At 65.6% G+C, this 14,584-nt stretch carries 11 protein-coding genes; 8 read left to right on the top strand and 3 right to left on the bottom strand.

Annotated features, from left to right (window positions below; all coding sequences use genetic code 11):
* Positions 1-7: 7 nt before the first annotated feature.
* The 8 genes from AC1PPK_RS14800 (at position 8) to AC1PPK_RS14765 (ending at position 5,554) form a co-directional block, all read left to right on the top strand.
* Positions 8-211 (top strand): YbdD/YjiX family protein, encoded by a 204-nt coding sequence (locus AC1PPK_RS14800; protein ID WP_481113810.1) that lies wholly within the window; start codon positions 8-10, stop codon positions 209-211.
* 76 nt (positions 212-287) lie between these two features.
* Positions 288-1,325 (top strand): CobW family GTP-binding protein, encoded by a 1,038-nt coding sequence (locus AC1PPK_RS14795; protein WP_481113809.1) that lies wholly within the window; start codon positions 288-290, stop codon positions 1,323-1,325.
* A gap of 75 nt (positions 1,326-1,400) precedes the next feature.
* Positions 1,401-1,892 carry a hypothetical protein gene (locus AC1PPK_RS14790; RefSeq protein ID WP_481113808.1) on the top strand — a complete coding sequence of 164 codons (492 nt, stop codon included), beginning with the start codon at positions 1,401-1,403 and terminating at the stop codon, positions 1,890-1,892.
* Positions 1,889-2,239, top strand: a complete 351-nt coding sequence (locus tag AC1PPK_RS14785; protein WP_481113807.1) for a hypothetical protein — start codon at positions 1,889-1,891, stop codon at positions 2,237-2,239. The genes AC1PPK_RS14790 and AC1PPK_RS14785 overlap by 4 nt, the downstream gene beginning before the upstream one ends.
* A gap of 425 nt (positions 2,240-2,664) precedes the next feature.
* Positions 2,665-3,207: a hypothetical protein gene (locus tag AC1PPK_RS14780; RefSeq protein WP_481113806.1), complete on the top strand. Its 543-nt coding sequence runs from the start codon at positions 2,665-2,667 to the stop codon at positions 3,205-3,207.
* A 90-nt stretch (positions 3,208-3,297) separates the two neighbouring features.
* A complete protein-coding gene (locus AC1PPK_RS14775; RefSeq protein ID WP_481113805.1) occupies positions 3,298-3,543 on the top strand; it encodes a hypothetical protein in 246 nt (81 codons plus the stop codon).
* Positions 3,540-4,460, top strand: a complete 921-nt coding sequence (locus tag AC1PPK_RS14770) for an HprK-related kinase A (protein ID WP_481113804.1) — start codon at positions 3,540-3,542, stop codon at positions 4,458-4,460. Before AC1PPK_RS14775 ends, AC1PPK_RS14770 begins: the two co-directional genes overlap by 4 nt.
* Entirely contained in the window at positions 4,457-5,554 is a 1,098-nt protein-coding gene (locus AC1PPK_RS14765; RefSeq protein WP_481113803.1) for a nucleotidyltransferase domain-containing protein, read from the top strand. Before AC1PPK_RS14770 ends, AC1PPK_RS14765 begins: the two co-directional genes overlap by 4 nt.
* Positions 5,555-5,575: 21 nt before the next feature.
* Here AC1PPK_RS14765 and pbpC read toward each other — a convergent pair whose 3' ends face one another.
* The 3 genes from pbpC to AC1PPK_RS14750 form a co-directional block, all read right to left on the bottom strand.
* Complete coding sequence (gene pbpC, locus AC1PPK_RS14760) at positions 5,576-7,921, bottom strand: penicillin-binding protein 1C (RefSeq protein ID WP_481113802.1); 2,346 nt, start codon at positions 7,919-7,921, stop codon at positions 5,576-5,578.
* A gap of 3 nt (positions 7,922-7,924) precedes the next feature.
* Positions 7,925-13,069, bottom strand: coding sequence for an alpha-2-macroglobulin family protein (locus tag AC1PPK_RS14755; protein WP_481113801.1), 5,145 nt, complete (start codon positions 13,067-13,069; stop codon positions 7,925-7,927).
* Positions 13,070-13,546: 477 nt separating this feature from the next.
* A complete protein-coding gene (locus tag AC1PPK_RS14750) occupies positions 13,547-13,936 on the bottom strand; it encodes a hypothetical protein (RefSeq protein ID WP_481113800.1) in 390 nt (129 codons plus the stop codon).
* Between the last annotated feature and the right edge of the window lie 648 nt (positions 13,937-14,584).

Below are 14,584 nucleotides of genomic sequence, written 5' to 3'. Positions count from 1 at the left end.
GCGCCACGTGTTCTCCGACCTCGCCCGCGTAGGCAAGTACCTCGGCCAGGCGGCCCGCCTGATGGTGGGCATGCCTGACTATGACACCTACGTGCAGCACATGCGCCTCACCCACCCGGACAAGCCGATCATGAGCTATGAAGAGTTCTTCCGGGAACGCCAGGAAGCCCGCTACGGCGGCGCCGACGGACGCCCGGGGCGCTGCTGCTGAGCAAGGCACGCGTATTCTTCGGCCGGCAAGCCCGCTTCTGGCGGGTTTCCGGCCGATTTTTCATTCAATCCATGCCATGACCAATCCCCTCGCCATACCCCGCCCGCCGATCCGCGCCACCATCCTCACCGGCTTCCTCGGTGCCGGCAAAACCACCCTGCTCAACCGCTACCTGAACACGGCCGGCCACAAGAAGATCGCCGTGCTCGAAAACGAATTCGGCGCCGTCGGCATCGACGGCGGCCTGATCGCCGGCTCACCGGCGGTCGAAGTCGTAGAACTCGCCAACGGCTGCATCTGCTGCAGTGTGCGCGGCGAACTGAGCCTCTCCCTCGCCGCCCTGGCCGACCGCCGCGACCGCGGCGAGCTGGACTTCGAGCACCTGGTCATCGAGACCACTGGCCTCGCCGACCCGGCGCCCGTGGCCCAGGCCTTCTTCGTCGATGAAGGCGTACGCGACCGCTACGAGCTGGACGGCATCCTCGCCGTGGTGGATGCCGTCCACGCCGGCAAGCAGCTCGACGAGAACCGCGTCGCCGCCGCCCAGATCGGCTTTGCCGACCGCGTCCTGCTGAGCAAGACCGAGCTCATCACACCCGCCGAGCTGGAAGCGCTGGAAATCCGCCTGCGCCGCATCAACCTGCGCGTGCCGATCACCACCGTCCCCGCCGACGCGGATGCTGTGGCTGAGCTGTTCTCTCTCGACGCCTTCGTGCTCACCGACGTGCTGGAGCACACCCCAAGCTTCCTCGCCGACGCCGCGCCCAGCGGCCTGCGCCGCGGTGGTGCAGAGCGCCAGCCCTTCGTACGCCACGACGACGATATCGCCTCGTTGGTGCTGCACCACGCCGGTGACGTGGACGTGGGTCTGATGGGCAATTTCGTGGAAGAGCTGCTGCTCAAGAGCGGCAACGACATGCTGCGCTACAAGGGCATCCTGGCCGTACGTGGCGAGGAGCGGCGCCTGGTCTTCCAAGGCGTGCACCGCATCACCGGCTTTGACTACGGCCGCCCGTGGGAGGCAAACGAAGCGCGCGAGACCACCATCGTCATCATCGGCCGCCGCCTCGACGGCGCCGCCATCGAGGCCGGCTTCCGCCTCGCCTGTCGCTGACGGATGGGGCCGCCGATGCTGGCCCCATAATTGCTATAACTCTCCGACAACAACAGACAGCCCCCGGAGAGTTCAATGAGCGTTACCGCCCTCAGCGAGGACACCGTCGATTTCGGCGACGTGCCCGACAACATCAACGCCCTGCTGCAACAGGGCGTCGCCATCCATTCCAGTGACCCGGCCCGCGCCCGCGCCTTCTTCCGCACCGCCATCGAGGTGGCACCGGACGTGCTGCCGTCCTACCGTTGCCTGTTCAAGCTGCAGAACAAGCTACGCGACTTCGACTCCGCCTTCGAGACCGCCATCACGGCCCTCGCCCGGGCTGCCGACCAGGCCGCGCTGCCGCGCAACTGGGCCAACTGGAGCTTTGCCGACCTGGCTGCCGCCCCCGCGGCCCCGCGCCGCTTCCTGCTCCAGTTCCTGAAAGCTGTCGCTTTCATCGAACTGCGCCGCAACAACCAGGATGCCTCCGCCAGGGCCCTTGCCAAGCTGCAGGAGCTTGACCCCGAAGACGGCGCCGGCGGCTCGGTGATCGCCGCGCTCCTCGCCCACGGGGACGGCGCATGAGCGACACGAACGGCGGTCAGGAAGCCGACAAACCCCCGTTCTCGGTCTTGGAAACGACACACCGCGCCCTTGGCCGCCTGCTCATCCTGAAGGTCGGCGGCACCCTCACTGTGCGCCTCACGCCCCACGAGGCCCACACTCTCGCCCTCGCGATGGTCGCGGTGCGGGATGGCAAGAGCGCCGAGACCGAACTCTTCATGTGCCCCATTGCCAGTGACGCGATCTTCGTCGCCCCGGTGGCTGCGGACGGCATTTCGGTCGAGACGCCGGACGGGCCGCAAGCCCTCGACTGGAGCGCGGTCAGCCGGCTCGCCGCTGCGCTGTCACCGGCAGCCGTGGCGGGGTGAGAGCCTCCACGCACGACGGCCCCATCAGCGGATAACACACAGCCTCGCTCCACCGACAGCAACAAAACCGGAGAGCGCTCCCTGCTACACACATCGTTCGCGGCTGTTGCAAATCGGGGGACAAATCATCGGCAGCGTGCGGAGCATGAGCAAATCATCAACTCAGAAGGGCCCGACGCCCACAGATATCTGCGCCAGAGTTCGTCGACTTTTTTTACACAAACCGGCCGTTTTTTCCGATGTTCTTCGGCATCTCAAAAAAATTCGTTTTGAATCAGCACTCTGTATGCTATAAAATTCGCGGAACAAAATTTGCTTGATCTATTTTTAACGTAAGCGTGCAAATGTCACGCCCCTGTAAATCAGGCGTACTTATATTACGTTCGACCGCGCCGACGTACGGCGCTAGAACGAAGAGGTTTAGGATGAAACTGGAGCACCCGGAAAAGTCGGTCGCACAACAAGGCAGCAGCGCCGGGGCGCCCTTGTTGTCCCGCCGCAAGCTGATAAGAACCGGTCTGGCCGGCGCTCCTGTACTGATGGCACTCAAGAGCGTCCCGGCCCTTGCCGCAGAATGCAAACGGCCCTCGGGCTTCTCTGCGTCCGGCAACCTAAGCCGCAACGGCACCACGCCATGCTCTCCCAAGGTAAGCGGCATCAGCTTCTGGACCAACTACGCTACCAACAACCCCACTGACGCCACTCTCGACAAGCAGTTCAACAGCGTCTTCAGCTCTACCGTTACCCAATCATTCCGCGAGATTCTCTCCTCCGGCTCACCGATTCAACGCAAGATCGTTGCCGCCTGGCTGAGCGCCAATGTTGGCAGCACCTCGCTCTTTAGCGCGGACGAAGTCAAGAAGATGTGGGACACCGGCGTCGTGGCCAATGCCTACCAACCTACGCTGGGCATCACGTGGAATGCAGCTCAGGTGGAAACCTACCTCGACTACGTGCTGCTCCCCTGATCGCGACGCCAACTTTTGGTCCCGGCCGACATCCGGTACTCCGCCAGCGAAACCCTGTTCGAAGGCTTGGCGGACGTACTCTGGAAAGACGTGGATGAAGGGTGGGTCCGCTACGACCCACAAGCTGGTGCAACCCTTCTGCTCGCTCCGCTCACCCGATTCGTGCTTGATCAGTTGTCTGTTCCTGGCCGACAGCTCTCCGAAGACGAATTGATCCACGCCATCCGTCAGGAAGAGCCCGATGCAGCCCTGGAGGACTGCCGGCAACTCGTCGTGGCAGCCCTCGACGCGCTGATCGGCGCCCGCCTGATCCAGGCCGCTGAGCCATTCCCTTGAAGATTCGTGATCTTTCCCTGGCTGAATTCCGCGCGCGGCTAGGTGGAGACGGGATCCGGCTGGCCACCGGACCGTTCAACTGCCGCCTGCAGAGCGGAATTCCCGAACTCGCCGATGAGCTCGCCCGGCTCTACGCCCATCATCCGCTGATCGACGACAAGCTCTTCGTCGACTTCCATGTCGGCGTCCAGCCCGGCCATGGCCTGCGTCGGTGGATCGCGCCTCAGGCGCGTTTCGTCGTCGACGCCGTCGAGCCGTTCACGCCGCTTCCCCGCAGCCAGGCCTTGCCGATGCTCGAATGGGGCCTGAACTGGTGCGTGACAGCCTACTGCCACCACATCCTGGTCATCCATGCAGCCTCGGTCGCACGCGGCAAGCACGCGGCCATCCTCCCGGCGCCGCCGGGCTCGGGCAAGAGCACCCTGTGCGCTGCGCTGGTCAACCGGGGCTGGCGTCTGCTGTCCGATGAGCTCACGCTGATCCGCCTCGACACCGGCCAGATCATGGGCCTCGCCCGACCGGTAAACCTGAAGAACGCATCCATCGACATCATTCGCGCCTACGCGCCCGATGCCTTCCTCACCCGGCCGATACTCGACACCACCAAGGGCACCGTTGCGCTGATGGCGCCGACCCAGGCCAGCGTCGAGACCGTCGGCGAATGGGCCGATCCCGCCTGGATGGTACTTCCGCGCTACCGCGCCGGCTCCGACGCGACGCTGACCCCGATGGGCAGCGGCGCCGCCTTCATGCAGCTCGCCGACAACGCCATGAACTACCATGTGCTTGGCGCGCGCGGCTTCAAGGCAGTCGGGGACATCATCGACCGAACGCACAACTACAGCTTCGAGTACAGCCGCCTCGACGACGCCATTGCGGTATTCGACCGCCTTGCCGGGGAGGGCACGGCCGAATGAACCTCCTCATCGAGGCCTACCGCCACCCCGAGTCGATCCACCGCCTCGGCACCACAGACTGGGACCTGCTCGTCCGCCAGGCGCGCCATGCCAACCTGGTCGGCCGGCTGTTCCTGCGCCTGCAGAGCGCCGGCGTCGAAGCCGACATTCCGGAGCGGCCCCACAACCACCTGCTGTCCGGCGCCGTGATGGCGAGCGAACAGCGCCACGCGATCCGTCGGGAAGCCTGCTTTCTCCGCGAAGCGCTGAAACCGGCCGGCATCACGGTGATCCTGCTGAAAGGCGCCGCCTACGTCGCCGCCGGCCTGCCCGCCGCCCAGGGCCGGCTGTTCTCGGACGTGGACATCCTGCTGCCGAAGGAGCGCCTCGGTGATGCCGAATCCGCACTGATGCTGAAGGGCTGGGCCAGCACCGCCACCGACGACTACGACCAGCGCTACTACCGCCGCTGGATGCACGAACTGCCGGCAATGCGCCACGTTTTCCGCGGCTCCGCGCTCGATGTGCACCACACCATCCTGCCGCCCACGGCCCGCCTCAAACCCGATGCCCGCCTGCTGATCGAAGCCAGCGTCGCCCTACCCGATCTGCCCGGCGTGCACACCCTGTCGCTGCCCGATCTGATCCTGCACAGCGCCTCGCATCTCTTCCACGAGGGCGAGCCGGACAACCTGCTGCGCGACCTCACCGACCTGGACCTGCTGCTGCGCCACCTGGCCCGCGACGATGCCGCCTGGGACGGGCTCCTCGAACGGGCCATGCAACTTCAGCTATCCGGCCCGCTGCGCCTTGCGCTGCGCTATTGCCACCGCCTGCTCGGCACACCGCTCCCCGAGCGCATCGCGGCCCGCAGCCACTGCCTCTCCGACCAAGGGATCGTCCAGCGCATGCTCGACGGCATCTACGCCCGCGTGCTGCGCCCGCAACACCCGAGCACCGCCGACGCACTCACCCCACTGGCCCGCCGCAGCCTCTACATCCGCGCCCACTGGCTGCGCATGCCGCCGCTGCTCCTGGCCTACCATCTGGCGCACAAGGCCATCTTCCCACCCAAACAGGAAACCCATCCGCTCTCGACGGAACAACAGGGCTGACGCACTCGGAGACGCAGTCCTTCAGCGCACGCTGACGCTGATCCGGTCGTAGCGGCCCTGTTCGTCCATCGCGGTGATGTCGACGCGACCGGTTTCGGTCAGGGTTTGAATCAAGGGCTGGGTGGCGGGCCGGTGGGCAACCAGCCTGCCGTTGATCAGCCAATAGACCTGCCCGCGCTGGCCGCGCAGTTCGAGGCGGACAACCGGCGCCTGGTCGGGGCGCGGGCGCTTGATCACTTCACCATTGCTCAACCCGACAATGCTCAGGCCTGCCTCCGGATCGACCTGATTCTGGCAGCGCACATCCCACGCCGGCGGCTGGGCCTTGGCCCGCAGATCGGTGCTCAGCCAGGGCTCCAGTGCGGCAGGCCAATGCACAGCCTCGACCCGGCGGCGCGGTCGAGTGCTGCACGCCGGAGTGACGCGCAAACCACTAACCGCATCGACCTCGTAGGTGTAGCGCATCTCGCCGCTGCGCAGCCGGTCGGGGAAGGTCGGCGGCGCCGTATCGTTGAGCACCCAGGCCAGGGCCTGGCGATGGCAGAGCGCCTCGTCCTCCGGCTGGAAGCGCGTACCGAGCGGCCAGCAGATCTTCTCCTGATGCACTGACGGCGGCGGCGTTCTCGTCGTGGCCGGCTGGCCATCCACCGCCGAGAAGATGTCGACCAGCAGCGGCGCCGCGATGTTGGCGCCGAAGAAGCCGGGGTTCGGCGTGCCGTCCGGGCGGCCGATCCACACACCCACGGTATAACGGTCCGACACGCCGATCGACCAGGCGTCACGGAAGCCGAAGCTGGTGCCTGTCTTCCACGCGATGCCCCGGCGGATGCCCGGCCCCTGCTCGACCGCGCGACCGACCGGACCGCCGGATTCAAGCACGTCACGGATGATGAAGGCCGCGCCGGGCGACAGCATGCGCTGCTCGACCAGCGGTTCATCGGTCCGGTAGCGCGGCTTGCCCGAGACGCCCTGGCGGGCGAAGGCGGTGTAGGCACCGACCAGTTGTTCGAGCGTCGTACCGGCACCGCCGAGGATCACCGACAGGTTCGGCGTTTCGCCTTTGGGAAAATCCAGCTTCAGGCCACCACGCCGCAGGGCGGCGACGAAACGGCCCGGCTCCAGCCGGTCGAGCACCTCGACGGCCGGCACGTTGAGGGACTTGCTCAAGGCCTCGGAAACGCTGACCGCCCCATGAAAGGACTGCTGGAAATTGCCCGGCTGATAACCGCCGAAGGACTGCGGCACATCGGCGAGCAGGGACTCCGAATGGATCAAACCTTCGTCGAGCGCCAGCCCGTACAGGAAGGGCTTGAGCGTCGAGCCGGGCGAGCGCGAGGCGCGCACCATGTCCACGAAGGCGAAGCGGTCGGCATCGCCGAAATCGGCCGAGCCCGCATAGGCGCGGACCTCCAGCGTCGCGTTGTCCACCACCAGCGCAGCCATCGACACCCGCGGCGGCAAGGCGGCAAGCCGGCTGGTGAGCAGCAGTTCGACGGTCTGCTGGGTCTGGGCATCGATGGTCGTATCGATGCGCTGCCGGCCACGCGCCTCCTTGCGCAGCCGCTCGGCGAGCAAGGGCGCGAGCAGCGGATCGCGCGCCGTCTGGGCGATGATCGGCTCCTGCAGCGCATCGCGGATCTCGCTGTCCGGCCACACGCCCGCCATGCGGTGCACGACCTTGTCGCGCGCCACCTGCGCCCTGACCGGCTGACGATCCGGCCGCAGGCCTGACGGCCTCTGCGGCAGCACGGTGAGCAGCGCCGCGTCCGCGTGGCTCAGCCGCCTGGCGGGCTTGCCGAGGTAGGCCCGGCTGGCCGCCTCGACGCCTTCGAGCACGCCACCCATCGGCGCGTAATTGACGTAGAGGGCGAGGATCTCGTCCTTCGAATAGTGCAGTTCGAGTTGCAGCGCGCGCAGGATCTGCCTGCTCTTGCCTAGCAGCGTCCGCGGCGTCGGCTCGATGATGCGGGCGACCTGCATGGTCAGCGTCGAACCGCCGGAGACGATGCGCCCATGACGCAGCCATTGCCACGCAGCCCGCGTCAGGGCCAGCGGATTGACGCCAGGATGCCAACGGAACCAGCGATCCTCGTAACGCTCCAGCGCCTCCAGATAGAGCGGTGAAACATCGGCCAGCGCCACCGGATGGCGCCACACATGGTCGCGGTCCGGAAAAGCCCGCAGCGGCGTGCCGTCGCGGGCGACGATGAGCAGCGCATTCGGCGCATCGCGGCCCGGCACCGGCGGCGGAAAGGCGTGGTCCAGCCCGGCCAGCACCAGCAGCGCGAGCAGCACACCCCACTGCCAGCGCGGACGGCGCTTCAGCCATCCGCGCCCGGCAAGCAGCCACGCTGCCTGCTGCGTCATGCCTTAGGGCTTGGCCGGCGCTGCAGCCGCCGGCTTGTCCTTGCCGTCGCTCACCGTCAGCGTGGCATCGCCGCTGGCGAGGCCATAAACGTCCGGCCGGTACATGTCCTCGGCGTAGATCGGCGGGAAGACGAACTTGCCGGGCGTGACGACGCGCGCGCGGTAGAACAGGCTGAGCTTGCCATGCAGCCGCGCGGCAACCACGAAGCGGTCATCGCGGAACTCCACGTGCTGGATGCGCGGGTCCTGCATCGCCTCAGCCGGATTGATGCCCTCGATCGTCGTGCTGCCCATGCCCTCGCCCTGGACGATGTTCAGGTTCTCGATCTCCAGGCCGGCCGGGATATGGTCCACCACCATGCCGGTATTGACCCAGCTGTGCGGATTGACCTTGATGCGCACGATGACCGATTCGCCGACCTTCAACGCGCGGCTCTTCAGCGGCGTGCCGTCGGCCTCAAACAGGTCACGGCTCAATGCGATGGCGTCGTCGCGGTTGGCCGGCATCTTCGCCGGATTGCCGCTCAGGCTGAGCTGCAGGTAGAGCTTGTCCTTGTAAGTGTTTTTGATGCGGATGCCGCCCTGCAAAGCCGTTGCCGTCAGCGGCCGGATCTGCGTGCCGGCGCCGTTGATGACCTCCGGCTTGTCCTTGCCGAGCACTTCCGCCGTCCACCCGCCCTCGCCTTCGCTGGCCTTGGCGAAGTTGCGGCCGAGCAGGAACAGCGCGAGCTTCTCCTGGGTGCTGGTGTAACGGTTCTTGCCCAGCTCGGCGGCAGCGACGGCGACCAGGTTGTCACGACCGTCGACCTTCACCTTGTGGCGGTCGAGCAACGCGTAGGACAACGCCGCATCGCGCAGCGGACTGCCGTAGTCGCCCCACCAGTAACCGGTATCGCGGCTCTTCTTGACGCCCTCGGCAAGCGCCGTCTGGGCGCGGGTTTCATCGCCCATCAGCTTGAGCGCCAGGCCGAGCTGCACCAGGGCCAGGCCCGAGTGCGCCTGGCTGCGGACCTCGAACATCTGGCGCAGCGTGGACAGCGGCGCCTTGGATTCGCGGGCCAGCACGTAGGCGCCATAGGCGAGCACGCCGAAGCGGCCGGAACCGCCGAAGCGGTAATCCTGCCAGCCGTTCTCGTTGTAACTCAGCTTACCGGTCGGCAGGCCTGCAACGCCTTCCTGCAGATACTTCAACAGGAATTCCTGGGTCTTCTTCTGCATCGCCTCCGGCACCTGGAAACCCTGCTCGCGGGCGTCCAGCAGGAAGTTGCCGATATAGGCCGACAGCCAGTACTGGTATTCGGACACATTGCCCCACAGGCTGAAGCCGCCGTTCGGCGCCTGCATCGCGCCGAGCCGGGCGATGGCCTTCTCCAGCATGTCGGCCCGCTGCGCGCGGGTATAGGTCTTGAGCCCGAACTGTCTGGCGCCCTCCTCGTCGATCAGCACATGCGGATAGGCAGTGCTGGTCGTCTGCTCGGCGCAGCCATAGGGATAGGTGAGCAAGCCCTGGATGGCACTGCGCACGTCGATCGGCGCCTGGTTGGAGAGCACCAGATGCGACTGCACGGTGCTCCGGATGAAGCCGCCCAGTTCCGCGTCCTTCACCTCCACCGTCTCGCCCGGCCCCACGGCGAGCAGCTTGAGCACCTGCTGTTGCGGCGTCGCCGCCTGGACCTGCAGGCCGAAGCTGCGCTCCAGCTTGAGGCCGGCGACGCTGCTGACGTGCACCCGCACATCGGTGAGGCCGAAGGCATTGCCGGCTTCGAGCGGGAAACGCAGCGTCTGCTTCTGCTGATCCTTGAGCTCCAGCTCACGCTCGGCGTTCTGAATCTTCAGGCCATCGGCGTTTTCGATGCGCACCTTCAGCTTCTGCGCCGCGCCGGACAGGTTGTGCAGGTCGAGCGCGATGGTCGCGTTGTCGCCCACGGTCAGGAAGCGCGGCGTCATCAGCTCGGCGACCAGCGGTGCGGCAACGACGGTCTCCACCTCGGCGTTGCCGAATTTCTCCGGCGCGGCGACAACTGCCATCAGGCGCAGCGTGCCGTTGAAGTCGGGCACATCGAGGGCGATCTCCGCTTCGCCCTGTGCGTTGAGCAGCACCGGCCCGGAGAACAGATCCACCAGGCGCACCTTCTTCGGCAGGCTCTTGGTCGCCTTGGGCACGGCATCGCCGCCGAACTTGAGCTTGCCCTTCTGGCCGCCCATCTTCTCGATCAGGCGGCCATACACGTCGTACTGGTCGGCGCCGTAGCGCAGCTTTCCGAAGAAATGGCCGTGCGGGTCGGGCGTCGCGTAGCGCGTGATGTTGAGAATGCCCACATCGACGGCAGACAGCGTGACCACCGCCTGCTGGCCGGCGGCGCCGGGCGCCTTGACCTTCACCTTGAGGCGCGTGTCCGGCAGCATCTTCTTAGGTGCCTCAAGGCTCACCGCCAGCTTGCGCTCACCCCGTTCGAGCGGCAGGTGCGCCAGGCCCAGCGCCCGCGCCGGGGTGACCTTCTCACCGGCGCTGCCCGGCCGCAGCACGCTGACCGACACATACAGGTCGTGGCGCTTCCAGTCCTTGTCCACCGGAATCTCGACGGTCGTGCCGTCAAGCGCCACCGGCAGGCGCTTGACCCACAGGGTCTTGTCCGCCTCGACGGTGATCAGCGCCTCGCCGGCGTGCGGCGGCGTGATGCTCAGCTTGGCGGTTTCGCCATCCTGGTAGGCCGGCTTGTCGAACTTCAGCGCGACGCGGTCGGGGCGGACGCCCTGGGTCTCGTCGCCGCGGGCGCTCCAGCCAGCGTAGAAGCGGTATTTCGTCGTCTGCTGGGTGGCCGGATCGGTGATCTCCAGGCGATAGCGGCCGTACTTGACCGGCACGCCGAGCTTGCCGCGCCCGCCGTCGGGAATGCTGACGCTCGCGGTGCTCACCAGCTCGTCGGTTTCCGTGAAGCCCGAATGCCAGCCACGCTGGTCATCGAAGCGCCAGTAGTAGTCGCGGTTCTCGCGGAACAGGCGGACCGGCAGCCCGCTACCCGCGCTCAACTTGCCCTCCGCATTGGCGCGGATGACCTCGAACTGCGCGATGCTGCCTTCACGGGCGTAGTCGCCGGTGAACAGCGGACGGACGCCCACCAGCACCGGCGCCGGCCACACCACCCGCTCGAAATTGCGCACCACCGGCCGGCCGCCGCTCTCCAGCAGGCTCAACGTGGTCCGCACGGTGTAGGGCGAGCGCTTGTCCTTGGCCGGCGACAGATCGACGTCGAGCGTCATCTCGCCGTTCTCGTCGAGCTGGCTCTGGTCCAGTTCGACACGCTGGCGCTGGCTCTCCTCGTTGGTATCACCGAACTCGAAGCCGGGCAGTTTCTGGGCCAGCGGGTTCTTCTGACGCTCGAAGACGGCAACGCCGAGCAGCTGGTTGCCGGCCGCTGGCGCGCCGTACAGATAAGCGCCCTTCACGGCTATGCTCAACGTGTCGTCCGGCGACACCGTGGCCTGCTTGCTGGCCAGATCGAGCTTCATGCGTTCCGGCAGAAACTCCTCCACGCCGAAGCGGAAGCTCGTCGTCGCCAGCTTGTCGGCCGGGTCGACGCGCAGCTCCAGCGTCCACGAACCGGTGGGCGCATCCACTGGCAGCACGATGCGGTTCTGGTAATAGCCCCCCAGCTTGCCGTCCGGTTGCCAGGTCGCGGTGAACTGGCTCTTGCCGTCCGGGCGCCTGAGAATGGCCTGGACTGGCTGCGGCGGCACCGCGCGTCCGTCCGCATCGCGGGCCAGGACGGACAGATCGAAGCTCTCGCCCGGGCGATACAGGTTGCGGCCGGAATAGGCAAACAGGCGCACCGGCCGACCGGGCAGCCCTGCGATGTCGTATTCGGAGAGGTCGAGAGCCGGCTCCTTCAGCGCGATCAGCGAAATCTGCTGGTCGTGGCGAGCCAGGAGAACCTTCGCAGCCGCGGGCCGTTCGGCAAAGTTGGCCCGTCCGTTGCTGTCGGTCTCGGCGCGGGCCAGCACCTTGGCGTTCTCATCCATCCAGGCCACCTCGACACCCGCCATCGCCTTGCCGGTGGTCAGCGAGCTGACGTAGGCATCGGCGCCCTTCGCAAACACGCGGGCGCTCAAGCCGAGATCGCTGACGTAGAAATAGGTGACCTGATAGTCGTAGCGGAAGCGGTTCGGCTGGTTCATCACCGCGATGTAGATGCCGGGCTCGCGGAGCTCCTTGATGTCCTCGACCGGGAGGAAGGTCACGTTGCGCTTGTTGGGCTTCTGCTCGGTGAGGAAGCGGCCGGTGAACACGCTCTCGGTCAGGCTGTGCAGATTATCGAGCGACCAGTTGTCGATGGCCCCCTTCAGATCGGTCGCGCGCCAATCCTCATCGCCGTCGTATTCCTCGTCGTAATCGTAGCCGTCGTTGTTCTGCTGGCGCTTGCCCCGCTGGGGACGCGGCCCGCTGATCACCTTGTCGAGAAAGCGCGGCAACTGGTCTGGCTTCACGCGCAGGAACTGGACATCCACCTCCGGCACGTTGACCGTGACCACCGGCAGACCGCCGTTCTGCTTGGCAGGCAGCACCATGCCACGACTGGCGAAGTAATAGGCCGGCGAGACGACGGCCGTGAGCACCGAGTAACTGCTGGCTTCCGCCAGCGTCTGGCCGGCCTTCGACTGCAGTCCTGCCGCCACACGCACCACATAACGGGTCTGCGGCTTGATGTGCGGGAAATACAGGATGTGCGGATTGTCGCCCACCACCCACGCGCCCTTCACCAGCTTGCCACCGTCGATCGCCACATCGTCGGGCGCCGTACTGACCTGCGGATTGCCACTGCCGGGTGTGCCCTCGCCCTGATTGTCGGCGTCCTCGTCATCCTGGCTGTTCGGCTTGGCCTCACCCGTGCGCGGCGGCATCTCGAACACCTGGATGGACCCGTCGTAGTCCCGGCGCGCATCCATCGGATGCGTGAAGCTCAGCGCCAGCGCCGGCGAGCCCTCAAAGTCCCGATTTGCGAAGTCGGCAATCTGGAACGGCCCGTCGACGGTCCCTCCCTCATCGGCCTGCTGTGTCCTGGCAACGAACACACCTGCCGCCGCCAGCGCGGCAAGCACCAGCAACAAGGGCACAAGCCCGAAACCGCGACGCGATAAATGACGCAACATCGACCTCTCCCTGGAGCCCGCTCAATCGGAGCGCGCATCATGACAAGGGATGGGTATTCCATCAACATTGATCGTCGATGAGATCGGTGACTGAATCCTTGCGGGCGCCACATCGAATGTGGCCGGCGCATTCATCCATGTTGACGCCACGACATTCAATGTTGGCGGCTGGATATGTCACGCGCCGCCGTCAACAACACAAGTTGTCTCCGCCACATCGAGCATCGCGACGCCCCCACTCAACACAACGGTGTCTACATTCAATGTTCGCGGCCGCACATCAAACACACCAATCCGGACCGCTCATGCCATGGCGCGCGCATTCAGTGTTGCGGCAACGAGATCGAATGTTCACCCGGCAACGCGCTCCGTTCACCTGGCAACCCAGCATGTTGTCAGGTGAACGGAGCGTGTTGCCGGCGACTATCAAGCAGTTGCCGAGTGCACGACGATCAATAGGACTGCAACATAGACCTTTCAGTCATCATTGCTTGACCGCCCTGCCCGCTCTTCACGTCTCTCAGCTCGCCGAGCGTATATAGCCTCGGTCAACTCACGCATTTCCCCCGCGATCATCGCGCAAGCCCACAGGTAGTTCTCCTGACAATCCGCATCCATGCGCCGGAAGACGTCGCCTGCGTTGCCATGCGTCATGGCGAGAAGCGCCTGGAGCTGAGCCTGTCGTGCGGTGAATTGATCGGTGAGGGCGAGCGCGTCAGCAGTGCTGGCGAGGACGTAAATCGGGCTTGCAGAGGCGGGAAAACGCATCGGCGTGCTCATGCCGAAACCCTCCCCGTCATAGGCGATGAACTGGCTGAGCGTGAAGCGGGAGAAACGGATGCAATCAGCGCGCACGCGTTTGCGCACCTGTGGGTGTGGATGGTCATGATGGGTAACTCCTTTGCTGCGGTTTGCATCTCCACCGCCCACTTCTCACGGTGGGCGGCGGAACCGTGCGGGGGTGAGAATACCGGGCAAAGGGACCGGCCAGCCTTGCGGCTGCCCCGCACGGCCCGCCATTGGACAGGCGCAACCGTGCTCCGACAAGAAAAAACCGCGTCGAAACGCGGCCTTCATCGGCCTTTGCAATCCGGGTTCTCACGCCCGGCCACCCTCGTTCAGGTGACGCGGCGGAGTATCGATCCGGCGGAGGAAGAGCGTCAAGGGGAATGATTGACAGAAACGGCGGAGCACTCTGCGGTGGGCCATGTGAGTGACTCAATACATAGTGAGACCGGAAAAACATATGCCATCATGTTTAAAATTCGATGGCAAACACCTAAAGAATGACGTATGGTTTCCCGTGTTCGATGTCGATACAACAACTCACCAGCACAGAGAAAAATGAACGCAAGGAACGCATTTAGATCGATCGCCCTCATCTCCTGCGCACTTGCGTCAGAGGCAGTGATCGCACAAGTCAACACAAACAGCGAGGCATATCAAACCGGACACTCGGCCGGCAAGTTCGTTGGCTATCTAATATTTGGTCTTGTAGCTCTCGCGATCATCAAG

Source organism: Zoogloea sp. JDB1, assembly GCF_056724025.1.
The sequence above is the reverse complement of the archived record's forward strand: the minus strand, read 5'-3'. Positions and strand labels throughout refer to the sequence as shown.